Source organism: Roseixanthobacter pseudopolyaromaticivorans, assembly GCF_043195145.2.
Lineage (GTDB): Bacteria > Pseudomonadota > Alphaproteobacteria > Rhizobiales > Xanthobacteraceae > NCEH01.
In genome coordinates this window covers 4,845,765-4,871,377 of the sequence record NZ_CM195539.1, presented here as the reverse complement: position 1 = coordinate 4,871,377, position 25,613 = coordinate 4,845,765, and the positions used below count along the sequence as shown (strand labels likewise).

Genomic DNA, 25,613 nt, shown 5'->3' with positions numbered 1-25,613 from the left:
CTCGGCCCGCTCTTGAAGGGACGGGCTCTTCTTTTCCGGGCGCGTGCGTCCGGTCAGTACACTGCGCGTGACCCGCTGCCGCCGAAATAGCGCAGCGTCAGGCAGGTGATGTCGTCGGCCTGCGGGGCGCCGCGCTCGAACTCATGGATCGAAGCGAGCACACGCTCGGCCAGTTCCGGCACATGGCCGGTATTTACTCCACGGGAGAGCAAGCTTTCCAGCCGGCCCTCGCCATAGGGCTCGTCGTCGATGTCGAACGCTTCCGTCACCCCGTCGGTGAACAGGAACAGGGTGTCGCCCGGCGCGAGCTGCATCTCGTGCTCGACATAGACGAAGCCCTCCAGCACCGCCACCGCCATGCCCGCTGTGCTCGGCAAGGTGGAGAGCGCCCCGTCGCGGGTGATGCGATAGGGCAAATTGTGGCCGGCGTTGACGAAGCTCAGCCGCCCGGTCTCCAGGTCCAGCACCCCGTAGAACAGGGTCACGAACAGCATCTGCTCGTTTTCCACCGCCAGCAGATCGTTGAGGCGGCGCACGCAGCCGGCTGGCGAGCGCTCGAACAGCGCGGTGGAGCGCAGCAGGGTGCGCGAGATGGCCATGAACAGGGCGGCCGGCACGCCCTTGCCCGAAACGTCTGCGACCACGAAGCCGAGGGTGGATTTGTCGATCAGGAAATAATCGTAGAAGTCGCCGCCCACCTCGCGCGCCGGGGTCATGCTGCCGTCCACGGTGACGCGGGGATCGGGCGAGAATTCCTTCGGCAGGATGGCGAGCTGGACCTGGCGGGCGATTTCCAGCTCCTGCTGGAGCCCGGCAAGCTTGGTCTTGGTGATGAGGGCTTCGCGCAGTTCGACCACCATCGCGGAGAGGCGAGTGTATTGCTCCACGATGCGGCGGGAGAGATCATGCAGCACCCGCGCCACGCGGCGCAGCTCGTCGTCATTCTCCTGCTGCTCGCCGGACTGGAGCAGCGCCAGCACCTCCTCGCGGTCGCTGGCATCCAGCGCGTCGGCGAGGGCTTTCAGCTCGCGCGAAATGACCGTTTCCTGGCGACGGCGGACGCGGTCGCGCTGGCGCCGGCTTTCGGCGAGCGCCTGCACGTTTCCGCGCAGCCCGACCACCGCTTCCGCGATGCGGCCGATCTCGTCCTTGCCGGTGCGCTCCAGCGTCACCGAGGTATCGCCGCGCGACAGCGCCTGGAGCACGTCGATGGCGTCCTCCAGCGGCCGGAAGGAGTACCACAGGAAGCCGTTCACCCCGATCACGCCGATGACCAGCAGAACGATGCCGGCGCCGATCGCCCAGCTGCGGAGCATGCTCTGGGCGGCCCAGACGGCGGTGGTGTCTTTCAGCGAGACGAGACCGCCGATGATGCCGCCATTGATGTCTTCGACCGGCACGTTGACCACGGAATAGGTCAGCGGATCGAGAACGATCCGCTCGTACAGTGCCTGACGCGGCGCGATCTCCGGCGCGGCCCGCTCCCAGAGCGCGGCATCGGTGGTCGCGGCGATGCGGTCGCGCAATGTCAGCAAGGTCGCCGCCGACTGGGTGCTGGTGGCGAAACGCTGCACGGCCGAAGAGACGTCGCGCCCGAGCACGACCACCGCGCGGCCGGCGCCCTGCAGGGTGATCATGCGCGTCGCCACGACCATGATCTGATCGGCGGCGATCGACCGCAGGCCGCCGATGCGCTCGCCGGCTTGCGCGCGATCCAGGCTACCCGCGTCAAGAATGCTGCGCCCGACCGCGAGCCCGGCGGAGAACAGGATTTCGCGATCCGCCGCCACCACTTCGAAGCCGAGGCCGGAATCCGCATCGATCCCGAGATCCGCCAGCGCGGCGAGGATGCCCGCCCGGTCGTTCAGCGCCAACGCGACCCGCACCGGGCTCGAATCAACGATGCGGCCGAGCCGCTGGTCGAGTTCGGCCACCTGCACGGTGACGATCTCCCGCCAGAGCGAGGACTGGCCGGAAATGGCGATGTCCGAGGTGCGGGCCTCCTCCAGCCGGTCGCGCAACAGGCTGGCGCCCCAGAAGGTGGCCATCAGCGCCAGGAAGCCCAGCGCGACGATCAGCGTGATGCGGGTGCGCAGAAGCATCAGGAACCGCGCCCCACCTTGGCGGACGACGACGGATTGCGCGGCATCGCCTCACGGCGGATGCGCTCGACATCGGCCCGCAGCGCGCCTTCGAAATCCACTGCCAGCAACTCCTCGGCATAGGCCTGCAAGGCCAGCCATTTGTCCGCCACCCGATGCACCCCGGAGCTGGTGGCCCGATAGGCGCGGGCGATCGCCCCCTGCCCCAGGCGCGCGCCACCCGGCCCGCTGTCGAGTTCGCCATCGGCATTGCGGGCGAGCACGGTGGCGAGGCGGATGCGGCTTGTGGCCAGCGACGAGCCGGCGAAGAAAGCGCCGGCGACGCCGGCGATGGCGCTGCACGCGAGGACGGCGAGCGCGAGCGGCAGGTGGGAGGCGGCCAGGGCCGTGCTGAGCGTGGCGGGCGCCGTGGTCACGTCCACCTGCCCGACCTGGATCGTATCCACCTGGATCGGCACCGAAACGGTCTCCCCGCCGGGGCTGGGGCCGATGGCGAAGCGCGCTTCGCGCCCGTCCGGCCCGCGCAGCACGATGCGGGTGATTCCCGGGGTCTGCGCCATAGTATCGGAAAGATAAGCCTCGACGCCGGGAAGCAACTTGAGCGGAATGCCGAAGCGGGCCGCCTTTTCGAACTGCAGCGCGAGGGCGCGGGCAACCGAGGTGCCGATCACGTTGGCGTCGCGCCGCGCCGTCTCCTCGACCTTCTGCTTGAAGCCGTTGAACATCAGCACCCCGGCCCCACCGCCGAGGACCAAGGTGAGCAGAAACACGAACACGCCCACCAGGAGGCGATCACGCACCTTGCCCATGCGTTGCGATTCAATGGGCATCGTCGAGCGCCCCCAGTTGCGCCAGTCCCCGCTCGATTCTCTGCTCGCTCTTGGTCCAGGTCTCCTTCGCCTCGAACGCCAGCAGCTCCAGCCCCTGGCTCGGCGCACCCCCACCCGCCTCGCCGCGCAGCACCCGCGCGGCACGGTCGAAGCCGCGGGTGACCGCATAGACGAAGGCGAGCGCGGAGAGGATCGACAGGGCCACCGCGCCCGAGGCCAGGCTGGCGGTGCGCGTCAGCAGATCGAAATGCAGTGCATCGCCACGGGCCTGCCGCGACCTGTCCGATACGATGATGGCGATGCCACCGGCGAGGCCGAGGTCGTTCTCGAAGCGGGTTCCGAACACCGTTTCGCCCCGCGTCACCGTGTGCCAGATGCCGTCGCCCTGCAGCTTGTCCGTCCAGATCTCGGTGACGCTCTCGCCCACGGAGCCACGGTCGGTGCTGTAAACCGATTTGCCGGCTGCATTGAAGATGTCGATCGCGAGCACGGACGAATCACTGGCCTTCTCGCGCTCGATCCGAGACTGAAGCGGCGAAATCTGGTCCAGTGCGAGACCAATGGAAAGATTTGCCTCGGTCGTGCTGCGCAAAGCGCCGAGGAGCCGTGAAACGCGGGCCTCCTCGATTTCCGCATTCACCCGTTCGCCGGCAAGGAAAGCTCCTGCGGCCACCGCCGCGATGGTCAGCAGCACCGAGAAAACCACAACCAATACAAGGCGGCTGACGAATGGCATGAAAAAATGCTTATGCGCTGGAGACGGCGGACGTTAGCCGCCCCGGCGGCTTCAAACCAGACCTAAACTGCATCGGCGCTCAAAAAGCTTTGCGGCGAAGGCTCTTCCCTTCCCCCGCCCGCCCTGACAGAGTGCAAGCGCTTTGCGGGATTGCACAAATGATCCGAACCACCCTGGGCCTTATCGCACTGTTCGCGATGATCGCCGCGGCCTGCGTCGCGTTCGGTGCATATTTCTCCTACGTCACTCTGCAAAACGCGCATAGGGGTGCCATCGAGGCGCGATTCAGCATTACCGCAGAGCGCATTGCCACCACCGCCCAGTTCGCCGCCAGCCTGGGAATCGCGTTGCCGGCTCAGACGACCTTGTCCGAACTGGTGGCGCGCGAGGCCCGGCTCGACCCGGCGGTGGATTCCATCGATGTCGTGGACGATCGCGGAATGGTGCTGTTCAGCAGCGCGTCCGCCCGCGTCGGCGCCCCGGCCGGCCCCCTGCCCCATGCGGTGGGACGACGCATCGAGAACGACCTTGCCGCCGCCATCGGGCGCGTGGTGGTGCGCTACGATCCCGCATCCATGGATGCCGGCGCGCGGGCGCTCGCGGATGATCTGAGGACCATCGCCATTCCCACTTTGATCGGCGCCGCCCTGGCCACCATCGCCATCGGCATCCTGCTCGCCGCGGATCTGAAGCGCGCGGCGCGCCGCGCGGCGGAGCCCGAGAAATGGCCCCCCGCCGCCCGCACCGCGCTCGCCGCCGCGCAGTCGGTGCACGCCAGCGTCACGCGGGGCGGCTCCCCCGACCCCGGCGCCACAACGGAGACCGCGCGCTCATGATCGGCTTGCGTGCAGGCATCTCGCTCGCCATCGCGGTCATTCTCTGCGCCGCCCTGGCGGTGATCGGCTGGGCTGCCGGGCGCGCGGCGGAGCGCACCATCGTGCCGGCCATTTCCGCCAAGGCGGAATCGGTGGGCCGCTCGGCTGCGGCGCTGGTGGAAAACGCCGTGCAGGCGGGCATACCGCTCGACCAATTGGTGGGGGTCCGCGACTATTTCGACGATCTGCGGGCCGCCAACGATGAGCTGGCGCAGATCCGCATGCTGACCACCTTCGGCGCGGTGCTCACCCAATCGGGGGCGGCGAGCCTGCCGCCCGACACCCCCATCGTCTATTCCTCGGTCTCGGCGCGCAGCGGCGCCCCCCTCGCCACCATCGCCATCGCCATCGATACCAGCGTCATCTCCGCCCAGGTCAGCGCGGTGCTGGTGGATGTCGCCTTCATCGGCATCGTGTCCCTGCTGGTGGCGCTCGAACTGGTGGCGCTGGTGGTCGGCACCAGCGGCGTCGAGGCGCTCGCCGCGCTGGAAGCGCGGATCCGCGCCCTCGCCAGCGGGCGCCTGTCCCAGCATGCCAGCGAAGATGCCGCGAAGCTCCCGCTCATCGCGCCCATCGACGCCCGCGTCGAGCAGGTGAACGCGATGCACCGGCAGGTGCGCGCCACCGCCGAGGAGAGCGGCGATGCGCACGCGCTCGCGGCCCTCGCCGAGGTGGAAACCCGCACCGGCCTCGGCTCCGTGCATCCGGGCGAGAACCATGCGGCGACCATCGTGCGGCCGGCGCTGTTCCTGTTCATGGTCGCGGAAGAACTCACCCGGCCCTTCCTGCCGCGCCTGGTGCAGGGGCTCGTGCCGCCCAAGCTGCCGTTCAGCCTGGACTTCGCCATGAGCCTGCCGATCGTCGTCTTCATGGCCGGTGTGGCGCTGTGCCAATTGCCGTTCGCCGTGGCCTCCGAGCGCCTGGGGCGCCGGTCCAGCTTCATGCTGGGCGCGCTCATCGCGGCGCTCGGCTATTGCGCCTCCGGCCTCACCGGCGATTATTGGCTGTTCCTCGGCACGCGCCTGCTGTCGGCCATCGGCTATGCGCTGGTTTTCGTCTCCGCCCAGGGACACGTCATCGACCATTCGCGACCGAGCGAACGCACCGCGGGCCTCGCGGTGTTCGTCAAGGCCATCATGGTGGCCGGGCTGTGCGGCCCGCCGATCGGCGGCGTCATCGCCGACCGGCTCGGCGGGCAGGCCGCCTTCCTGGTGTCGAGCGGCCTGGCCGTGATCGCCCTGGTGGTGGCCTTCTTCTCCCTGCCGCGATCCGAGCCGCGCCGCAGCAGCGCCGGTGTCGGCCTCTCGGAACTCGCCGCCGCCCTGAAGGCGCCGCGCCTCTCGGCGCTGCTGTTCGGCTGCGCGCTGCCGGCGAAATTCCTGCTGGTGGCGGTGTGCTTCTATCTCGTGCCGGTGGAATTGCAGCGCGAGGGCTATAGCGCCGCGGCGATCGGCCGGCTGCAGATGATCTATCCGATCCTCATGGTGGTGGCGGTGCCGGTGTTCGCCGCACTGGCCGAGCGGATGAATGCGCGCTCCGGCTTCGTGATCGCCGGCGGCCTCATCGCGGGCGGCGGCGCGCTGCTGCTGACGCTCGGCACCTCGCCGGTGCTGATCGCGCTGGTGCTGGCGCTGCTGGGCATCGGGCAGTCCATGTCCATCGCCCCACAATCCGCTCTGGTGGCGGACAGCGCCCGCCACGTGCCTGGCGGAAGCTCGGCCGGCGTGCTGGGGCTGTTCCGCCTGATCGAGCGCTCGGGCAATGCGGCGGGGCCGGCCGCGGCCGGCTTGCTGCTCGCCGCCATCGGATTTGCCGCGGCCACCGCCTCGATCGGCATAATGGTGGTGGCGGGAGCCCTCGCCTTCGCGCTATCTGGTCGCCATGCATCCGCCACCCCGACCGAGGCCGTGAACCGGCCCGAGGTCTCACCGGAAGGAACACCCCTGTGATCGACCGGCGCTCCCTTCTCTCCCTGGGCCTGGGCGCGGGCGCGCTCGGCGCCATGGGCGCGCCCGCGCCCGCCTTCGCACAGGATCGCCCGTTCCGCATCCTGATGCTGACCTTTCGCGGCGATACGGACGTGGAGCGCGGCTTCCGCTATTTCTTCGACGCGGCCGGCGTGAAGGCGCAATTCCTGACCCGCGATGTGGAGCGCGACGCCACCCGCGTGAAGCCGATCCTCGCGGAGACACTGCCCACCTTCAAACCCGACCTGATCTACACCTATGGCACCCCCAACACGCTGGCGGTCGCCGGGCCTTATGACGCCCCCGCCGACGCGCCGTTCGTGCGCGACATTCCGGTCGTGTTCGCCCTTGTTGCCGCCCCGGTCCAGGTGAAGATCGCGCCCTCCGTGGCCTCCTCCGGCCGCAACGTGACCGGCGCCGTGCACGTGGTGCCGACCGACGTGCAGATGCGCGCGATGCAGACCTACAAATCGTTCTCCAAGGTGGGCGTGATCTATTCCCCGAACGAGAGCAACTCCCTCGTCATCGTGAATGAGATGAAGGCGTTCTGCGACAGCGTGGGCGCGACCCTGGTGACCCAGCCGCTGACCATGCACGGCACGCGGCCCACCGGCGAGGGCGTGGAGCAGTTCGTGCGCAACATGCGCGCCCAGGGCGTGGACTGGCTGTATCTTCCCCCCGACACCTTCCTCGCCACCATCTTCAATCGCATCGCCCCGGTGGCGATCGACGTGGGGCTGCCCACGTTCGGTTCCACCGAATTCTTCCTGCGCGAAGGCGACGGGCTTGTCGGACTTGTCAGCCGGTATTATTCGGTAGGACAATTGGCGGCTTCGAAGGCGGTCGAAATCCTGGTGCAAAAGAAGGCGCCCAAGGATATTCCGATCGAAACGCTGAAGCGCTTCGCCTTGATCATCAATATGAATGTGGCGAAGAAGCTGGGCGTGTTCCCGCCCATTGTCATGCTGAACTATGCGGAAGTCCTCACATGATGGCCGGTTTAACGGCAGCACGGCCCCTGGATGACAGCCTGACCTGGCGCGAACTGCGCCCGGAGGATCTGGACGAGGTGGAGACGCTGCATCGCCTGGCGGTCGGCCCGGTGGTGCGGCCCGATATCGTGAAGCCGGAATCCCGGTCCTATTTCGCCAGCATCCTCTCCGGCCGGGGACGGGTGATCGGCGCCTACGACGGCCGTCTCATCGCCTATGGCATCCTCCAGCACGATCATTCGCCGGCGGACGATCCGCGGCGCGAACTGGGCCTGGCGCCGGGCACGCCGGTCGGCCGCCTCGCCGGCGCGTCGGTTGCGCCCGCCTTCCGGGGTCGTGGCCTCCAGCGCATCACCATCAGCGCCCGCGTTGCCATGGCACCGCCGGAGATGGCCCTCTTCTCCACCGCCGCCCCGGTGAATACGCCGAGCTGGGCGAGCCTGCTGGCGGAAGGGTTTCCGATCCACGGCATCGTGCGGCGCTACGGCGGCTATCTGCGCTACATGATGGTCCGCGACGGCGCCACCTATGACCCGGCGCATGCGGTCACGGTGGATCCGCTGAACCTGCCCCTTCAGGAAGAATTATTCGAGAAGGGGTGGCGCGGCTTTGCCCGTTCGCGGCTCGCCTCGGGCGCTCCGGGAATCCTGTTCGCCCCGCCTCAGCCGAGGATTGCGTGATGTCCTGGCCCGCTCAGCTGGCGCCACCTGTCCCCTCCCTCCAGGAGCCGCCTGCCGGCGAACCATGAGCACGTCCCAGCCCCCACAGGCGCCGATTCGCGCATCGCTCACCATCGACGCTACAATCGATGCGATCGCGGACGCGACGGAGTGGCTCGGAACCATCGCGGAGGCGGAGGACTGGCCGGTCGCGCTGAAGTTCGGGCTCGAACTCAGTGTCGAGGAAGCGCTGGCCAATGTGGTGTCCTATGCCTTCGAGGGCGTGGACGCCCCGCCCATGATCCGGCTGGACGTGCTGGAGCTGGACGGCGATCGCATCGGCGTGCGGATCGTCGACAACGGCATCCCCTTCGACCCCACCGAAGTGGCCGAGCCCGAGGTGCCGGAGAGCGTCGAGGACGCCAAGATCGGCGGCCACGGCGTGCAGCTGATGCGGCACTTCCTGGAACACCTCACCTACCAGCGCCACGGGAACGAGAACCATCTCACCCTGGTGACCAAACCGAAGACGGCCTGACCCATGCCTGAATCCGGGGTGATTGCGCCATGCTGATTCTTGCCGGGCTTCTGGCCGGCCTGGGCTTGCTGTTCATCGGCCTCAAGCTGATGAGCGTTCACCTGCAGCAGGCCATGGGCCGGCGCGTGCGCACCATGCTGAAGGCGGCGACGCGCTCGTCCTTCTCCGGCTTCTTCTGCGGCGCCTTCGCGGGCGCGGCGGCGCAATCCAGCAATGCGGTCACGCTGATCGCCGGCAATCTGGTGCGCGGCGGCGTCTTCACCACGCGCGACGCGATCCCCGTGGTGGCGGGCGCGAACGTGGGCACCTCCGCTCTGGTGTTCATCGCCTCCATCGACATGCGCCTGGCGGTGCTGTTCCTCATCGCGCTCGTCGGCATGACCTATCAGTTGCGTCTCGACCGGCGCCCGAACTGGCGCGACTGGATGGGCGTGACGCTCGGCCTCGCACTGCTGTTTCTGGGCCTGGATTTCATCAAATCGGCGCCCAAGGGCATCGACGTGGCCCAGGCGGCCGAGGCCTTTTCCAACGGGCTCACCCCGCTGCTTGGCCTCGCGCTCGGCTTCGTCGCGGCGGTGATCACGCAATCGGCCTCCACCGCTACCATCCTCGCGGTCGCGGCCACGAAGGCCCGGCTGCTCGGGCTGGAGGATGCCTTCTACCTGATCCTCGGCGCGAATTTCGGCTCGGGCATCGCCACGCTCGTCACAGCCGGCGGCCTCGTGGGCATCGGCAAGCAATTGTGCTTCGTCCACATCTTGGTGAAGGGCGTCGGCTGCGTGATCGTGTTCGCCCTGTGGGAAGGTGCCAACCTGGCCGGCTGGGACAGCGCGGCGATCCTCACCAGCCTTGGCGGCGGCGAACCCTCCTTGTCCATCTCGCTGCTGTTCCTGGCCCTGCAGGTCAGCGGCGGCTTGCCCGTCACCGGGCTGCGCGGGCTGACGGAGAGGATCTCCGTCGCGCTCAGCCCAGCCTCGGTGGAGGATCGGGTGTCCCGCCCGCACTTCATCCATGACGCGGCCATCGGCGATCCGTCCACCGCGCTCGATCTCGCGGCCCACGAGACAGACCGGCTGGTGAGCCTGCTGCCGGACCTGCTACCCGATCTCGACCAACGCTCCACCGGCGCCGCCAAGGAGCGGACCGTGCTGTGGCACGGCTCGACCGCCATCGTCGCGGCGACCGGCCAGTTCGTGGTGCGGGTGATCGAGCGCCGGGTCGGCCGGGAGGATCTCGACCTCGCGCTCCATCTCCAGGAACAGCTCGATCTGGTGAAATTCCTTCAGGACACGCTGCACGATTTTTCGCAGGTGGTGGAAGAGTTCAAGGATCTGCCGCCGCTCGCCTTCAACCTGTCGGAAGCGCTGCGCACCATCGTCCTGTCGCTCGTGGATGCCCGCGGCGGCTCGATCGAGGATTTCGACATCCTGATCGGCCTGACCTCCGACCGCAGCGAGCTGCTGGATCGCATCCGCCGCGCGCTGGCCGGCTCCGCGCTCAATTCCGGGGAGGAGGCGCGCAAGCTGCTGCTCGCCACCAGCATGTTCGAGCGCGCGGTGTGGCTGGTGCGGCGACTCGCAGTGACGTTGCGCCCGGATGCGAATGACGATAAGCCCGCAACTGCACTTAACAAGGCGAACCTGGAAGAGGCTCATGCAGATTGAGCGCGAACAAGCCGGCGAAGACGTTCTGCTGAAGGTGGCCGGCCGTCTCGACACGCCGAACGCGAAGCCGTTCGAAGCAAGCCTGCTGGACGTGGTGAACACCACCAACGGCGGCATCGTGGTTGACCTTGCGGGCGTGGTCTATGTCTCGTCCTCGGGCCTGCGCGCCCTTCTCGTGGCGGGCAAGGCCATGCGCACCGCGAAGCGCAAGCTTTCGCTCAAGTCGCTTCAGCCGCAGATCCGCGAAGTGTTCGACATCTCCGGCTTCTCGACCCTGTTCGAGATCAGCTGACCGGACCCGGCGGCCCCAGGCCGCCGCCCGCATGATCAGCGCCCCGACCGACTTGCGGCGCAAGACGGCCGTGCGCATGCCGGCCGCCCCGCGGCATAGCCGCCTCAGTACGGCTCCTCAGTGCGGCTCCTCGTGGCTGCTGAGCCGGTCGGACAAGGCGAGCACCAGGCTCGAGAGCACGAACACCGCGTGGATGATGACCAGCCACATCAGCCAGGTGGTGTCGGCGCCCTTGTCCAAATTCATGAACGCCTTGAGCAGCGCGATGGCGGAAATCGCCACGATCGACGCGAGCAGCTTCTGCTTGAGGCCGCTGAAATCCACCCGCGTCATCCATTCCGGCCAGTCGGGATGGCCGTTGGGATCGATCTTCGAGACGAAATTCTCATAGCCCGAGAAGATCACGATCAACACCAGATTGCCGGTGAAGGTGAGGTCCACCAGGGTCAGGATGCCGAGGATGGTGTCGGACTCGGTGGCGTCCAGCGCGTGCGTCACGAAATGCAGCAGCTCGTGGCCGAACTTGAACAGCAGAACCAGCAGCGCGATGACGAGGCCGATGTAGAAAGGCGCCATCAGCCAGCGGCTGCGGAAGAGTATGCCCTCGATGCCCCGTTCCAGCATGGCCGCCCTCGTCGGTCTGTGCGTCGCAGCATGCCTCGCATGCAACGGCGGCGAGGGCAAGCCTGCCGGAAGATCCAGCCGCGCCGAGCCGCCGGGCCGCCGCGCTCAGCCGCGGCGGGACGTCATGGCCCGATAGGCTTCGATCACCTGGCTGTCGTCGGCCCGGCCGAGGCCCTGGGCGGAGGCGGCCAGGAACAATTGCTGGGCGAGCGCGGCGAGGGGCGTCGGCGCCTTCGCGCCACGGCCGGCCTCCAGCACGATGCCGAGGTCCTTCACGAAGATGTCCACGGCGCTCGTGACCTTGCCGTCGTCGGCCGCCATGCGGGGCCCGCGATTGTTGAGCATCCAGCTCGCCGCCGCGCTCTCGCCGAAGATCTCCAGCAATTGCGACAGATCCAGCCCCGCCCGCTCGGCCAGCGACAGCGCCTCGGCGGCGGTGGCGATATGCACGCCGCACAGAAGCTGGTTGATGGTCTTCACCATCGCCCCCTGCCCCGGCGCATTGCCGACGCGGAACAGCCGGCTGCCCATGGTGCGCAGCACGCCTTCGGTGCGGGCATAGAGCGGATCGGGCGCGCTGGCCATCACGGTCAGGGCGGCATTCTGAGCGCCGATGACGCCGCCGGACACCGGCGCATCCACAAGGCCGCGCTGCGACAGGGCAAGGCGCGCCGCCATGGCTTCCACGCGCGGCGGGGAACAGGTGGAGCACAGGATCACCGCCCCGTCCGCCGCCAGCGCGTCCGCCGCGCCGGCCTCGAACAGCACCTGCTCGGCCTGGTCGGCATTCACCACCATGAGCACCAGCAGGTCCGCGCCCTGCGCCGCATCGGCCGGAGAGGCGGCCGCGCGGCCGCCGCCGGCGGCGAAGGTGGAAAGCGACGCCGTGTTCAGATCGAAGCCGGCCACCTCGTGCCCGGCCGCAACAAGATGCTGCGCCATGGGCAGCCCCATGGCGCCCAGCCCGACAAATCCGATCCGCATGGTCTTATTCCTTCACCGCGCCGGTCATGGACGAGACGTAATAGTCCACGAAGAACGAATAGAGGATCACCACCGGCAGTGAGCCGATGAGCGCGCCCGCCATCAGCGCCCCCCATTCGTAGACGTCCGAGCGCACCAGCTCCGTCAGCACGCCCACCGGCACCGTCTTGTTCTCCGAAGACTGGATGAAGGTGAGGGCATAGATGAATTCGTTCCACGACAAGGTGAAGGAGAAGATGCCCGCCGAGATCAGACCCGGCACCGAGAGCGGCAGCAGAACCTTGGTGAGGATCTGCCAGCGCGAGGCGCCATCCATCAGCGCGCATTCTTCCAGCTCGTACGGGATGGAGCGGAAATAGCCCATCAGCAGCCAGGTGGAGAACGGGATCAGGAAGGTCGGATAGGTGAGGATCAGCGCCAGCTTGCTGTCATAGATGCCGAGGTGGAATACCATCAGCGCCAGCGGGATGAACAGGATGGACGGCGGCACCAGATAGGCCATGAAGATGCCGAGCCCGACCCAGCGCGAGCCGTGGAAGCGCATGCGCTCGATGGCATAGGCGGCGAACACCGAGGCCACCAGCGAGATCGCGGTCGCGCACACCGACACCAGGATCGTGTTCCAGAGCCAGCCGGGATAGGAGGTCTCGAACAGCAGATATTTGATGTGCTCGAGCGTCGGCTCCCACACCCAGAGCGGGGAATAATTGTTGTAGTCGGTGAGCTGCCAGTTCGGCTTGATGGCGGTCAGCGCCATCCAATAGAACGGGAACAGCAGCACGAACACGAACACCAGCAACGGCAGAATCACCGTGATGAGGCGCTTCGGCAGGCTGTCGAGATAGCTCATGCCGGTGGAATTGTCGGTGACGCCTTGATCGGTCATGGCCGGCACTCCGCGCGGGCAGGAAGAAAGGGGACGGGGCGGGTCATGATCATCAATCCCCCCCGCCCTGCTGCCACTTGCGGCGCTGCAATCCGAAGAAGCTGAACAGGATGGCCGAGAGCAGGAACGGGATCATCGCCACCGCGATGGCCGCGCCCTCGCCCAATTGTCCGCCGGGAATTGCCCGCTGGAAGGAGAGCGTCGCCATCAGATGGGTCGCGTTCAGCGGGCCACCGCGGGTGAGCACATAGATCAGCTGGAAATCGGTGAAGGTGAACAGCACCGAGAAGGTCATCACCACGGCGATGATCGGCGAGAGCATGGGCAGCGTGATGTAGCGGAAGCGCTGCCAGCCGCTCGCCCCATCCAGCGTCGCCGCCTCGTGCAGGGAGGCGGGAATGGTCTGCAGGCCGGCGAGCAGCGAGATCGCGACGAAGGGAATGCCGCGCCACACATTGGCGGCGATCACCGACATGCGGGCATTGGTGGAATCGCCGAGGAAATTGATGTTGGTGGAGATCAGCCCCATCTTCATCAGCGCCCAGGAGATGACCGAGAATTGCGCGTCGAAGATCCACCAGAAGGCGATCGCCGAGAGCACGGTCGGCACCACCCAAGGCAGCAGCACGATGGCGCGGAAGAAGCTCTTGAACGGCAGGTTCTCGTTCAGCAGAAGGGCGAGCCACAGGCCGAGCGCGAACTTCAGGACCGAGGCGCCGATGGTATAGATCAGGGTGTTGAAGACGGCGAGCCAGAAGATGCTGTCGCCCCAGAGGGATTCGTAATTCTCCAGGCCGATGAACACGCCGTCCCGGCCGATGCGCGTATCGGTGAAGCCGAGCCAGACGCCGAGGCCGAGCGGATAGGTGAGGAAGAAAATCAGAAACACCGCGGCCGGCAGCAGGAAGATCAGGCCGAGCACGTGCCGGCCCTGGCCTATGCCTGCCCACCATGATCGCAGATTGAATCCGGGCGCGGCCCGCGCCGTCACTTCAGTCATGAACTCACTCTCCCTGAACCCGCAAAGGCACGTGTGGGCTGGCCCTGAAAAACGCTCCCCCGCGTGCGGGGGAGGAGAGGAAAGGACCGGATCCAGGCGGCGCGGAAGGCCCTGCCGGTTGGTCGGCGCCGCCGGCCCGCACCGGGCCGGCGGCACGCGGCGATCAACTCAGCCCGATCACCGGCGGTAGATGCGGTTGGCGCGGGTTTCCGCGCGCTTGGCGGCTTCTTCCGGGGTGCGCTGGCCAGTGGCGGCTTCCGCCACCATGTCGACCACGATCCAGTCCGCCATGGCGGCGGCCGATTGCGGGCCGAGCGGGCCGGAATAGCCGTTCGGACGCAGCAGCTCGGAGGCCTTCGCATAGGGCGCGTGGTTGGGATCGGAGGTCCACACGGGATTGTTCGCGAACGCCTTCAGCGTCTGGCAGCAATAGGCGCTGGCGCCCTGGATCCACGCATTCATCTGCGGCGCGTCGAACATGAACGCCATATAGGCCTGCGCCGCCTGCGGGAACTTCGAATATTTGAAGATGCAGGCCGAGGTGGTCTGCGCCAGTTCCGCGACCCCGGTGGGGCCCACCGGCATGTTGGTGGTCTTGATGTCCGCAGCCATGTCCGCGAGCTTGGGATCATTCTTCGCAGCGTAATAGAGCGAGACGCCGTTGGCGGTCACTGAAATCTCGCCGGCGAGGAACGCGCGGTTGTTGTTGACGTCGAGCCAGCTCTCGGTGCCGGGAATGAAGGTCTTGTAAAGCTCGGCCGCATATTTCAGCGCGGCGATCGTCTCCGGGCTGTTGATGACAACCTTGCCCTGCTCGTCCACCATCTTGCCGCCATGGCTCCACAGCACCCAATGGCAGTAATTGTTGCCGTCGCCGACCCCGTGGCCGAGCGTGAAGCCCATGGGGTGGTTCTTCGCCTTCAAGGCCTTGGCGAGCTCGAGGAAGCCCTTGGTATCGCGCGGGAAGGTCGAGAATCCCGCGTCCTTCACCCAGCTGTCGCGATAGCACACCGCATTGCCGATGGTGGCGAGCGGCAGGGCGATGAACTTGCCGTCCGCCTTCGCATAAGCCTCGTTGCCGGGATACCAGCCGCCGAATTTCGCGCCGAGCGCATTGGCGAGCGGGGTCACGTCCAGCAGCTTGTCGGGATATTGCTGCGCATCGTCAAACCAGACCCAGACGATGTCGGGGCCGGAGCCCACGTTCGCCGCCACCGCCGCCTTGGGCCGGATGTCTTCCCAGCTCTCCTTGTCGATGCGCACTTCGATGCCGGTGGCCTCGGTGAATTTCTTGGTGTTGGCGAGCCAGGCATCCTCCTCGCCCTTCACGAACGGCGACCAGCGCAGCACGCGCAGGGCCGCGCCGGGCTCCGGCTTGAACTGGGGCATGGCGGCGCCCTGGGCGAAAGCGGGCATCGCGCCGAAGCCCGGCAGAGCCGCCGCGCCGGCGAGACCGGCGCCGCCGAGCAATACGTTACGTCTGGAAATGGTCATGGCGTTCCTCCATGGTGACTTATTGGCGTTGTCACGTTCTGCCGGCCGTCTGAGTCCTCGCCCTTGGGATCTTGCCCGCTGGATCTTGGCCCTTCGGTCGTTCGGCAGAATTCAGTCTGGCACGTCGCCGCCCGTGGCGCGCGCTTTTCGGGCCCTCGCGCTCACGCCTCCAGGCGCGCGCCGGTGGCCTCGTCGAACAGGTGCTGGAGGCCGGGCATCGGCGCGATATGGATGATTTCGCCCGGCGCGAACATCATCCGTTCGCGGAACAGCAGGGTCACTTCCTGCTCGCTCGCCGCATCGGTGCCGAGGCGCGCCACCACCAGCAGTTCCGAGCCGGTGGGTTCCACCACCACCACCCGCACGGGCACGCCCTGCGGATCGATGCGCACATGCTCCGGCCGCAAGCCATAGACCGCGCGGCGCCCGCTGGCGGAACCCGGCACCCGTTCCAGGGGCAGCACCACGCCGCTGTCGCTCATGAAGCGGGCGGTGCCGTTCACCTGCACCGTGCCCTTGATGAAATTCATCGAGGGCGAGCCGATGAAGCCGGCGACGAACTGGTTTGCGGGCTTGTCGTAAAGGTCGAGCGGCGCGCCGATCTGCTCCACCACGCCGTCGTGCATCACCACGATCTTGTCGGCCATGGTCATGGCCTCGATCTGGTCGTGGGTCACATAGACCGTCGTGGTCTTGAGGCGCTGATGCAGTTCCTTGATCTCGGTGCGCATCTGCACGCGCAGCTTGGCATCGAGATTGGAAAGCGGCTCGTCGAACAGGAACACCTGCGGATCACGCACAATGGCGCGGCCCATGGCGACGCGCTGGCGCTGGCCGCCGGACAATTGGCGCGGGAACCGGTCCAGCAGGTGCGAGAGGCCGAGAATCTCGGCGGCGCGGGCAACGCGCGCATCGATTTCCGCCTTGGGTGCGTTTCGCAGCTTCAGGGAGAAGCCCATGTTCGCGCCCACGGTCATGTGGGGATAGAGCGCGTAGTTCTGGAACACCATGGCGATGTCGCGTTCCTTGGGCGGAACGTCGTTCACCACGCGGTTGCCGATCAGGATCTCCCCGCCGGTGATGTTCTCCAGCCCCGCGATCATGCGCAGCAGCGTGGATTTTCCGCAGCCGGACGGCCCCACCAGAACGACGAATTCCCCGTCGCGGATATCCACATCGACCCCATGGATGACCGCCGTCGCTCCATAGGCCTTCTTCACACCGCGAATATCGACGGTCGCCATCCCGTTCCGCTCCTTGAAGTATCCACCCGACGCGCGCTCTTTATTGGCTCCGCTGAAACGGAGACTGGCGCTTCATTTGGGCCGCCGTGCGGCGGCCGTGCCCCAGCTTCCGCCAGGTGCGCGGCGATCATGGTGCGGCGCTCATTTTCGATCAAGTGCTTTTTAAAACGATTGAACCAAAGCATAAGGCGGCTTATCCAGAAGCGGCCCATCCTTCGCCGCGCCCCGGTCGAGGCGCAGCCCGCCACCCGAACGCCGAGCACTCTCATGACGGAAGATTCACGCCCCAAGCTGCTCCTCACCGGCCCCATCATGGACACAGTGGTGGAGCGACAGCTGGCCGAGCGCGCCACTCTTTTGGGCCTGGATGATTTCGAGGCGGCGATCGCGGCGCACGGCACCGAGATTCGCGGCATCGCCACCCGCGGCAAGCGCAAGGTGGACGACGCGCTCATGGCGCGCCTGCCGAAGCTGGAGATCATCGCCAATTTCGGCGTGGGTTACGACACGGTGGACGCCGCCGCCGCCGCCGCGCGCGGCGTCATTGTGAGCAACACGCCCGACGTGCTGAACGAAGAGGTCGCCGACCTCGCGCTCGGCCTGCTGCTGGCCACCGTGCGCGAAATTCCCCAGGCCGACCGCTTCGTCCGCTCGGGCGCGTGGAAGAAGGGGGCGTTCCCGCTGGGTCCCACCTTGCGCGACCGCACCGTCGGCATCGTCGGCATGGGCCGCATCGGCAAGGCGATCGCCAAGCGGCTGGACGCCTTCGGCGTGCCGGTGGTCTATCACACCCGCCGCGCCCAGCCGGATGTGGGCTACACGCATTATCCCGACCTCGTCGCCATGGCGCGGGACGTGGACACCATGATCCTCATCCTGCCCGGCGGCGCCGCCACCCGCGGGCTCATCAATGCCGAGGTGCTGGCCGCGCTCGGGCCCAACGGCATCCTGATCAATGTGGCGCGCGGAACCGTGGTGGACGAGCCGGCGCTGGTGGAAGCCCTCACCAACAAGACCATCCTCGCCGCCGGCCTGGACGTGTTCGTGGACGAGCCGAATGCGCCGGAAGCGCTGTTCGCGCTTGATAATGTGGTGTTGCTGCCGCACGTCGGCTCCTCCACCCATTTCACCCGCACCGCCATGGGCCAATTGGTGGTGGACAATCTGCTCTCTTGGTTCGACGGCAAGGGCCCCGTCACGCCGGTCGCCGAGACCCCCTGGCCGCGCGCCTGAGGCGCATAGACCCGCGCTGTCAGGGCGCGGGTCGCCACATTCTGTTTTCCCCCGACATGCTTTAGCGTGACGCATTTGCCGTGGTGAGACGGAATCGGATCATGCGTCGCCTTCGCCTTGCCTGCGCCCTAGCGCTGATGGCCCCCGCCCTTTGGCAATTGCCCGCAGCAGCCGTCGCGCAGGCGCAGTCTCCAACCCTCGCCGATCTTTTCCCGCAGGCCGATATTTTGGCCCAGGCGGACCTTCTCGCCCAGGCCGGCGGCACGGGGACCGCGCAGCAAAAGCCCGCCGCCAAGCCCGCCGCTCCCGCCAAGCCGTCCGCCCCCGCAAAACCCGAGCCGCCGAAGGTCGACCCCGCCCTGCGCGCCCAGGCGGAACAGGCGGCCGGCGCGTTCGTGCTCAGCAGCGCGGACGGCCAGCGCAAATGCCCGCTCACCCTGAAAACGGACCCCGCGGCCAACGGCTTCGCCCTGGCCTTCGACGGCGGCCTATGCGCGGGCATCGGCTTCATGCAGCAGGTGACGGCGTGGGTCCCCGATCCCTCTGGCGCGGTACGGCTGATGAACGCGCAAGGGCGGCTGGTGGTGGAATTCGGCCAGGCGACGGCCGGCAATTACGAGGCGCTGCGGGAAGGCGACGGCGTCTATTTCCTCGCCAGCCCCACCGCCAATGACGACAACGCGGTGCGGGTGGAGGAGATGCTCGGGGACTGGGATCTCGCGCGCGTCGCCGGCACGCCGATCTGCCACGTCACCTTCCTGGAGGAAGCGATCGGGAATGGCGGGCACAAGCTGCAGCTCGGCACGCCGTGTGATCCCGCCATCATCCAGTTCGGCCCGGTGTCCTGGAGCATAGAGGGCGGCAATGTGCTGATGGCGTCCGGCTCCGGCGGCACCCCGCTGCGATTCGCGCGGCAGGAGGATGGCGGCTGGGCGAAGGTGCCGGAGCGGGGTAGGCCACTGCTCCTGTTGCGGCAGTAACACATAAACAGGCCATAAAATAATTGCGGCACAGTCCAGCCACAGTTGTGCCCCAGGCGACGCACGCGCAGGTTTCATCCGCGCGTTGCACTTTTGCAACATGGAAATCCAGCATCCATGCGGTTTTGCCTAAAGTGCGGGCAGTTCGTGCCTGAATTTTCTCATTGGAACGCCTGCAAAAATTTGGTCTCAATCTGTGCAGATATCCATTGGGGGTTCACTTGATGAAGAAGATCGTTCTCGCCGCTGCCGCCAGCTTGATGCTGTCGGGCGCCGCCGCTTCCGCCGCCGACCTGAGCACCATGCCGGTGAAGGCTGTCGCCCCCGCGCCTGTCACTCCCATGTGGGACCTGGCCTTCGGCGTGACCGGCACTTCTGACTACCTCTTCCGCGGTATCAGCCAGACGAACAACAACCCGGCGATCCAGGGCTTCGTCGAACTCCAGCTCTTCGACTGGGTCTATTTCAACGTGTGGGCGTCCAACCAGAACTGGGTTGAGAACTTCCTGTGGGACGGCAACAGCTCCCTGGAAGTCGACTTCGCCGGTGGCGTGCGTCACACCTGGGGTAACTTCAGCCTCGACGTCGGCGGCGCCTACTACACCTATCCGGGCAGCAGCAACAGCCTCGATCCGGTCACCCTGCTGAAGACCGGCCCCGGCTCGACCGACTACAACTACTGGGAAATCTATGCGAAGCCCAGCTATGTGGTCGCTCCCTGGCTGACCGTCGGCCTGAACCTCTTCTGGTCCAGCGACTTTGCCGCCACCGGCACCGACGGCACGGCGCTGTCCGGCACCGCCAAGGTTCCCCTGCCCTCCTTCGGCCCGGGCGGCGACTTCGGCTGGTACGTGTCGGGTGAGTTCGGCCATCAGTGGCTCGACACCAACGCCTACAGCTATGCGACCACCAACCTGGTTGGCTTCACCTATAACGAGACCATCCCCGGCTATAACTGGTGGAACGTCGGCGTCGCCTTCACCTACAAGGCCGCCACCCTCGACCTGCGCTATTCCGGCACGGACCTCAGCGACAACAACTGCGCGTTCATGATCGGCAACAGCAACGCCTGCGGCAACAAGTTCCTGGCGAGCCTGTCCTTCGCGACCTCGCTCAACGCCCTCAAGTGATCGACGGTCCCCGTCTTCGGACGGGGACCTCTTCAAGCGCCGCGATCTTCGCGGCGCTTTTTTTATGTCCGCACCACCGCCCAAGCCCAAGCCTGTCGGCGGAAGCGGCGCATTGCGGCATGAGACGGGTGGCCGGATTGCGGCAAAGACGCGGCGCTCAGCGCCGCTACAGCAACGCCATTGCGCGAAACAGCGCTGCGCCGTACCGTTCTTTCGTCGCGCGGCAGCTATGCGCAATTTCCTCTGCTGGGCTCCGCCAAAAGCAGGGGCGTTGACCTTGTGAGTTTGCCGCTTTTCTGTCATGTTCAGCGAGATAGGGCAGCGCTACTGCCCTATCAATAGCGTCTCAGCTGTCGGTCATCGCGAGCGTCTGTCCAGGGCGCGCGCCTTTTCGCGCGGTAGCGCGGACCGGTCAGCGAGGGTTGCAGTCTGCCGGCACGGTTCCGGCATCAGGGAGAGGGTAAGACCATGGGTGCGACCGATCGCAAGGAAGGTTTGACCGGCCGGGTGGCTCAGAACGCCGCCGCCGTGACTGCCGGCGCGATTGTCGGTCGGCCCAAAGCCTTCGGCCTGTTCGATCCCGCCCAGGAGCGGGACGCCTGCGGCGTCGGCTTCATCGCCGACATCAAGGGCCGCAAGTCCCATCGCATCATCGAGGACGGCATCCAGATCCTGCTCAATCTGGAGCATCGCGGCGCCGTGGGCGCGGACCCGCGCGCGGGCGACGGCGCCGGCATGCTGGTGCAGATCCCCCATCGCTTCTTTTCCAAGGAGGCCGCGCGCCTCGGCTTCTCGCTGCCGGAGCCGGGCCATTATGCCGTCGGCCACATCTTCCTGCCCCGCGATGCCGAGGGCGAGGCGATTGTGCGCGCCGCGTTCGAGCGCTTGGTCGCGGAAGAGGGCCTGAGCCTGCTCGGCTGGCGCGATGTGCCCACCGACAATTCCTCGCTGGGCGAGAGCGTGCTGCCCACCGAGCCGCGCCACGTGCAGATCTTCCTCGGCCGCAGCGAGAGCATCGCCGACGAGGACACGTTCGAGCGCCGCCTGTTCGTGCTGCGCAAGGTAATCTCCAACGTCATCTATGACGCGAAGGACCCGCGCACGGCCGGCTATTATCCCGTGTCCCTGTCCTGCCGGACCCTGGTCTATAAGGGCATGTTCCTGGCCGACCAGTTGGGCGCCTATTATCCCGACCTGCACGATCCCGATTTCGAGAGCGCGCTGGCGCTGGTGCATCAGCGCTTCTCCACCAACACCTTCCCGGCGTGGCCGCTGGCCCATCCCTACCGGATGGTCGCCCATAACGGCGAGATCAACACGCTGCGCGGCAATGTGAACTGGATGGCGGCGCGGCAGGCCTCCGTCGACACCGAATTGTTCGGCGCCGACATCTCCAAGCTGTGGCCGATTTCCTATGAGGGGCAGTCGGACACCGCCTGCTTCGACAATGCGCTCGAATTCCTGACCCAGGGCGGCTATTCGCTGCCCCACGCGGCCATGATGCTGGTGCCCGAGGCCTGGGCCGGCAACCCGCTCATGGATGAGGAGCGGCGCGCCTTCTACGAATATCACGCCGCCCTCATGGAGCCGTGGGACGGGCCGGCGGCCATCGTCGCCACCGACGGGCGCCAGATCATCGCCACCCTCGACCGCAACGGCCTGCGCCCCGCGCGCTACATGGTGACGAGCGACGACACCATCGTGCTCGCCTCCGAAATGGGCGTGCTCACTCTTCCGGAAGAGAAGATCGTCACCAAGTGGCGTCTCCAGCCCGGCAAGATGCTGCTGGTGGACCTGGTGGAAGGTCGCCTCGTGCCCGACGAGGAGATCAAGACCTCGCTCGCCCGCGCCCATCCCTACAAGGAATGGCTGAAGCGCACCCAATTGGTGCTGGAAGACCTGCGCAAGGTCGAGGCGCGCGAGGTGCGCACCGACGTGTCGCTGCTCGATCGCCAGCAGGCCTTCGGCTACACCCAGGAAGACCTGAAGCTGCTCATGGCCCCCATGGCTGTGACCGGCCAGGAAGCCGTCGGCTCCATGGGCACGGATACGCCCATCTCCGTGCTCTCCAACAAGTCGAAGCTGCTCTATTCCTACTTCCAGCAGAATTTCGCGCAGGTGACGAACCCGCCCATCGACCCGATCCGCGAGGAACTGGTCATGAGCCTGGTGTCGTTCATCGGCCCGCGGCCGAACATCTTCGATCTGGAAGGCAACGCCCGCCGCAAGCGCCTGGAAGTGCGCCAGCCCATCCTCACCAACGAGGATCTGGAGAAGATCCGCTCCATCGGCTTCATGGAGGAGCGGTTCGACACCCGCACGCTCGACATCACCTATGCGACCGACAAGGGCGCGGCGGGCATGGAAGGCGCGCTGGAGCGCCTGTGCGAGCGCGCCGAGGCGGCGGTCCACGGCGGCTATAACATCATCATCCTGTCCGACCGCATGACCGGGCCGGACCGCATCCCGATCCCGTCCCTGCTGGCGACGGCGGCGGTGCATCATCATCTCATCCGCACCGGCCTGCGCACCTCGGTGGGCTTGGTAGTGGAGACCGGCGAAGCGCGCGAAGTGCATCATTTCGCGTGTCTCGCGGGCTATGGCGCGGAAGCCATCAACCCCTACCTCGCCTTCGAGACCCTGCTGGGGATGAAGGAAGACATTCCCGAGGAGGTGGACGAGACCGAAATCGTCAAGCGCTTCATCAAGTCGGTGGACAAGGGATTGCTGAAGGTGATGTCCAAGATGGGCATCTCCACCTACCAATCCTATTGCGGCGCGCAGATCTTCGATGCGGTCGGCCTCTCCTCCGAACTGGTACAGAAGTATTTCTTCGGCACCGCCACCACCATCGAGGGCGTCGGCCTTTCCGGCATCGCGGAAGAGACCGTGCGCCGGCACAAGCTCGCCTTCTCGGACGCGCCGGTCTATCGCCTCGCGCTGGATGTGGGCGGGGAATATGCCTACCGCATCCGCGGCGAGGAGCATGCCTGGTCGCCGGACAGCGTCGCGACCCTCCAGCATGCCGTGCGCGGCAATGCGCAGGACCATTATCGCGCCTTCGCGAAGATGATGAACACGCCGGACGAGAAGCAATTGCTGACCATCCGCTCGCTGTTCCGCCTGCGCGACGCGGACGAGATCGGCAATGCGCCGGTGGACCTCGCCGAGGTCGAGCCGGCGGCGGAGATCGTGAAGCGCTTCTCCACCGGTGCCATGTCGTTCGGCTCCATCTCGCGCGAGGCGCACACCACGCTCGCCATCGCCATGAACCGGATCGGCGGCAAGTCGAACACCGGCGAGGGCGGCGAGGAGGCGGAGCGCTACAAGACGCTCCCCAACGGCGATTCCATGCGCTCGGCCATCAAGCAGGTGGCGTCGGGCCGGTTCGGCGTGACCACGGAATATCTGGTCAATTCCGACGTCATGCAGATCAAGGTCGCGCAGGGCGCCAAGCCCGGCGAGGGCGGCCAATTGCCCGGCCACAAGGTGGATGCGGTGATCGCCAAGGTGCGCCACTCCACCCCCGGCGTCGGCCTCATCTCGCCCCCGCCGCACCACGACATCTATTCCATCGAGGATCTGGCGCAGCTCATTTATGACCTGAAGAACGTCAACCCGGCGGCGGACGTCTCGGTGAAGCTGGTGTCGGAAGTGGGCGTGGGCACGGTCGCGGCGGGCGTCGCCAAGGCGCGTGCCGACCACATCACCATTTCCGGCTTCGAGGGCGGCACCGGCGCCTCCCCGCTCACCGCCATCAAGCACGCCGGCTCGCCCTGGGAGATCGGCCTTGCCGAGACCCAGCAGACGCTGGTGGCGAACCGCCTGCGCGGCCGCATCGTGCTGCAGGTGGACGGCGGGCTGCGCACCGGCCGCGACGCCGTGATCGGCGCGGTGCTCGGCGCCGACGAGTTCGGCTTCTCCACCGCGCCGCTGATCGCTGCCGGCTGCATCATGATGCGCAAGTGCCACCTCAACACCTGCCCGGTGGGCGTGGCGACCCAGGACCCGGTGCTGCGCAAGCGCTTCAAGGGCACGCCCGAGCACGTCATCAACTATTTCTTCTTCATCGCGGAGGAGATGCGCGAGATCATGGCGCAGCTCGGCTTCCGCACCGTGGAAGAGATGGTGGGCCGGGTGGATGCGCTGGACCGTCAGCCGGCCATCGACCATTGGAAGGCCAAGGGCCTCGACTTCACCCGCATCTTCGCCCAGCCGAACATGCCGGCCGATGTCTCTATCCGCCACAACGAGCGCCAGCATCACCCGATCGAGAAGGTGCTCGACCGCACCCTGATCGCCAAGGCGGCGCCGGCGCTGGAGCGCGGCGAGAAGGTGGTGATCGAAAGCCCCATCCGCAGCGTGGACCGCTCCGTCGGCGCCATGCTCTCGGGCGAGGTGGCCAAGCGCTATGGCGGCGCCGGCCTGCCGGACGACACCATCGAGGTGAACCTCCACGGCACGGCCGGGCAGGCCTTCGGCGCCTTCCTCATGACCGGCGTGACCCTCAACCTGGTGGGCGAGGCGAACGACTATGTGGGCAAGGGGCTCTCGGGCGGCCGCATCGTGGTGCGCCCGCCGGCCAACAGCTCCATCGTCGCCGAGAATTCCATCATCGTCGGCAATACGGTGATGTACGGCGCCACTGACGGGGAATGCTATTTCCGCGGCGTGGCCGGCGAGCGGTTCGCTGTGCGCAATTCGGGGGCAGTCGCCGTCGTTGAAGGCACCGGCGACCATGGCTGCGAATATATGACGGGCGGCATCGTGGTGGTCATCGGCCAGACCGGGCGCAATTTCGCGGCCGGCATGTCCGGCGGCGTCGCCTATGTGCTGGACGAGGACAAGAGCTTCGCCAAGCGCTGCAATCTCTCCATGGTGGATATCGAGCCGGTGGAGGAGGAGGAAGACCTTCTCGAACGCCTGCACCACCACGGCGGCGATCTGGAGTTCAAGGGCCGCATCGACGTGCAGGGCGATATGTCCCGCCACGACGAGGAGCGCCTGCACCAGTTGATCGCCAAACACTTGCACTACACCGGCTCGACCCGCGCCCAGACCATTCTGGACAATTGGGCCGATTATCGGAGCAAGTTCGTGAAAGTGATGCCGGTGGAATACCGCCGTGCCCTGCGCGAAATGGAGAAGCGGCGCGGTCTTCAGGCGGCGGAATAGGGATCTCCCGCTCGCACCATCCGCTCCCTCTCCCGCTTGCGGGGGAGGGCTGGGGAGGGGGTCGAGCGAAGCGGGGAAGCCCGTCGCGACCTTCGGAAGGCTGGTCCCGCCGCTACGCGGCGCCCCCTCCCGACCCTCCCCCGCAAGCGGGAGAGGACTTTAGAACATCCAGAACGAGCCGCTGCATCGTGCGACATCGCATGCCGCA

Annotated in this window: 20 protein-coding genes; 11 read left to right on the top strand and 9 right to left on the bottom strand. The window is 66.8% G+C overall.

The features are described 5' to 3' along the window. Positions 1 to 53 precede the first annotated feature (53 nt). From V5F68_RS22705 to V5F68_RS22695, 3 genes are read right to left on the bottom strand one after another with little or no spacing between them, the layout of a single operon-like run. Complete coding sequence (locus V5F68_RS22705; protein WP_394013008.1) at positions 54 to 2,102, bottom strand: SpoIIE family protein phosphatase; 2,049 nt, start codon at positions 2,100 to 2,102, stop codon at positions 54 to 56. After that, entirely contained in the window at positions 2,102 to 2,932 is an 831-nt protein-coding gene (locus V5F68_RS22700; RefSeq protein WP_394013009.1) for a hypothetical protein, read from the bottom strand. The genes V5F68_RS22705 and V5F68_RS22700 overlap by 1 nt, the downstream gene beginning before the upstream one ends. Next, complete coding sequence (locus tag V5F68_RS22695) at positions 2,922 to 3,668, bottom strand: hypothetical protein (protein WP_394013010.1); 747 nt, start codon at positions 3,666 to 3,668, stop codon at positions 2,922 to 2,924. Before V5F68_RS22695 ends, V5F68_RS22700 begins: the two co-directional genes overlap by 11 nt. A 158-nt stretch (positions 3,669 to 3,826) precedes the next feature. Here V5F68_RS22695 and V5F68_RS22690 point away from each other — a divergent pair, with 158 nt between their 5' ends. The 7 genes from V5F68_RS22690 (at position 3,827) to V5F68_RS22660 (ending at position 10,655) form a co-directional block, all read left to right on the top strand. After that, positions 3,827 to 4,504, top strand: coding sequence for a hypothetical protein (locus tag V5F68_RS22690; RefSeq protein ID WP_394013011.1), 678 nt, complete (start codon positions 3,827 to 3,829; stop codon positions 4,502 to 4,504). After that, positions 4,501 to 6,492, top strand: coding sequence for an MFS transporter (locus V5F68_RS22685; RefSeq protein ID WP_394013012.1), 1,992 nt, complete (start codon positions 4,501 to 4,503; stop codon positions 6,490 to 6,492). Before V5F68_RS22690 ends, V5F68_RS22685 begins: the two co-directional genes overlap by 4 nt. Continuing rightward, complete coding sequence (locus tag V5F68_RS22680; RefSeq protein ID WP_348845469.1) at positions 6,489 to 7,502, top strand: ABC transporter substrate-binding protein; 1,014 nt, start codon at positions 6,489 to 6,491, stop codon at positions 7,500 to 7,502. Before V5F68_RS22685 ends, V5F68_RS22680 begins: the two co-directional genes overlap by 4 nt. Next, the gene (locus V5F68_RS22675) at positions 7,499 to 8,182 is read left to right on the top strand and encodes a GNAT family N-acetyltransferase (RefSeq protein ID WP_394013013.1); all 684 of its coding nucleotides are present in this window, start codon (positions 7,499 to 7,501) and stop codon (positions 8,180 to 8,182) included. Before V5F68_RS22680 ends, V5F68_RS22675 begins: the two co-directional genes overlap by 4 nt. 64 nt (positions 8,183 to 8,246) lie before the next feature. Continuing rightward, positions 8,247 to 8,699 (top strand): ATP-binding protein, encoded by a 453-nt coding sequence (locus V5F68_RS22670; RefSeq protein ID WP_394013014.1) that lies wholly within the window; start codon positions 8,247 to 8,249, stop codon positions 8,697 to 8,699. Positions 8,700 to 8,728: 29 nt separating this feature from the next. After that, positions 8,729 to 10,363: a Na/Pi symporter gene (locus V5F68_RS22665; protein WP_394013015.1), complete on the top strand. Its 1,635-nt coding sequence runs from the start codon at positions 8,729 to 8,731 to the stop codon at positions 10,361 to 10,363. Further along, positions 10,353 to 10,655 carry an STAS domain-containing protein gene (locus tag V5F68_RS22660; protein WP_394013016.1) on the top strand — a complete coding sequence of 101 codons (303 nt, stop codon included), beginning with the start codon at positions 10,353 to 10,355 and terminating at the stop codon, positions 10,653 to 10,655. Before V5F68_RS22665 ends, V5F68_RS22660 begins: the two co-directional genes overlap by 11 nt. A gap of 117 nt (positions 10,656 to 10,772) precedes the next feature. Here V5F68_RS22660 and V5F68_RS22655 read toward each other — a convergent pair whose 3' ends face one another. From V5F68_RS22655 to V5F68_RS22630, 6 genes are all read right to left on the bottom strand, one after another. Then, positions 10,773 to 11,279: a TIGR00645 family protein gene (locus tag V5F68_RS22655; protein WP_394013017.1), complete on the bottom strand. Its 507-nt coding sequence runs from the start codon at positions 11,277 to 11,279 to the stop codon at positions 10,773 to 10,775. 105 nt (positions 11,280 to 11,384) lie between these two features. Beyond that, on the bottom strand, positions 11,385 to 12,263 hold the full coding sequence (locus V5F68_RS22650; protein ID WP_394013018.1) for an NAD(P)-dependent oxidoreductase: 879 nt from the start codon (positions 12,261 to 12,263) through the stop codon (positions 11,385 to 11,387). A gap of 4 nt (positions 12,264 to 12,267) precedes the next feature. After that, positions 12,268 to 13,149, bottom strand: coding sequence for a carbohydrate ABC transporter permease (locus V5F68_RS22645; protein ID WP_394013019.1), 882 nt, complete (start codon positions 13,147 to 13,149; stop codon positions 12,268 to 12,270). A gap of 52 nt (positions 13,150 to 13,201) precedes the next feature. Further along, complete coding sequence (locus tag V5F68_RS22640; protein WP_394013020.1) at positions 13,202 to 14,149, bottom strand: carbohydrate ABC transporter permease; 948 nt, start codon at positions 14,147 to 14,149, stop codon at positions 13,202 to 13,204. Between the two features lie 177 nt (positions 14,150 to 14,326). Beyond that, positions 14,327 to 15,643: an ABC transporter substrate-binding protein gene (locus V5F68_RS22635; protein ID WP_394013021.1), complete on the bottom strand. Its 1,317-nt coding sequence runs from the start codon at positions 15,641 to 15,643 to the stop codon at positions 14,327 to 14,329. Positions 15,644 to 15,804: 161 nt separating this feature from the next. Next, the gene (locus V5F68_RS22630) at positions 15,805 to 16,887 is read right to left on the bottom strand and encodes an ABC transporter ATP-binding protein (RefSeq protein ID WP_394013022.1); all 1,083 of its coding nucleotides are present in this window, start codon (positions 16,885 to 16,887) and stop codon (positions 15,805 to 15,807) included. A gap of 267 nt (positions 16,888 to 17,154) precedes the next feature. Between V5F68_RS22630 and V5F68_RS22625 the strand changes: the two genes are divergently transcribed. From V5F68_RS22625 to gltB, 4 genes are all read left to right on the top strand, one after another. Further along, complete coding sequence (locus tag V5F68_RS22625; protein WP_394013023.1) at positions 17,155 to 18,120, top strand: 2-hydroxyacid dehydrogenase; 966 nt, start codon at positions 17,155 to 17,157, stop codon at positions 18,118 to 18,120. A 101-nt stretch (positions 18,121 to 18,221) separates the two neighbouring features. Further along, complete coding sequence (locus V5F68_RS22620; protein WP_394013024.1) at positions 18,222 to 19,100, top strand: protease inhibitor Inh/omp19 family protein; 879 nt, start codon at positions 18,222 to 18,224, stop codon at positions 19,098 to 19,100. Between the two features lie 224 nt (positions 19,101 to 19,324). Then, entirely contained in the window at positions 19,325 to 20,230 is a 906-nt protein-coding gene (locus V5F68_RS22615; protein WP_394013025.1) for a TorF family putative porin, read from the top strand. A gap of 468 nt (positions 20,231 to 20,698) precedes the next feature. Continuing rightward, positions 20,699 to 25,405, top strand: a complete 4,707-nt coding sequence (gene gltB / locus V5F68_RS22610; RefSeq protein ID WP_394013026.1) for a glutamate synthase large subunit — start codon at positions 20,699 to 20,701, stop codon at positions 25,403 to 25,405. Positions 25,406 to 25,613 lie beyond the last annotated feature (208 nt).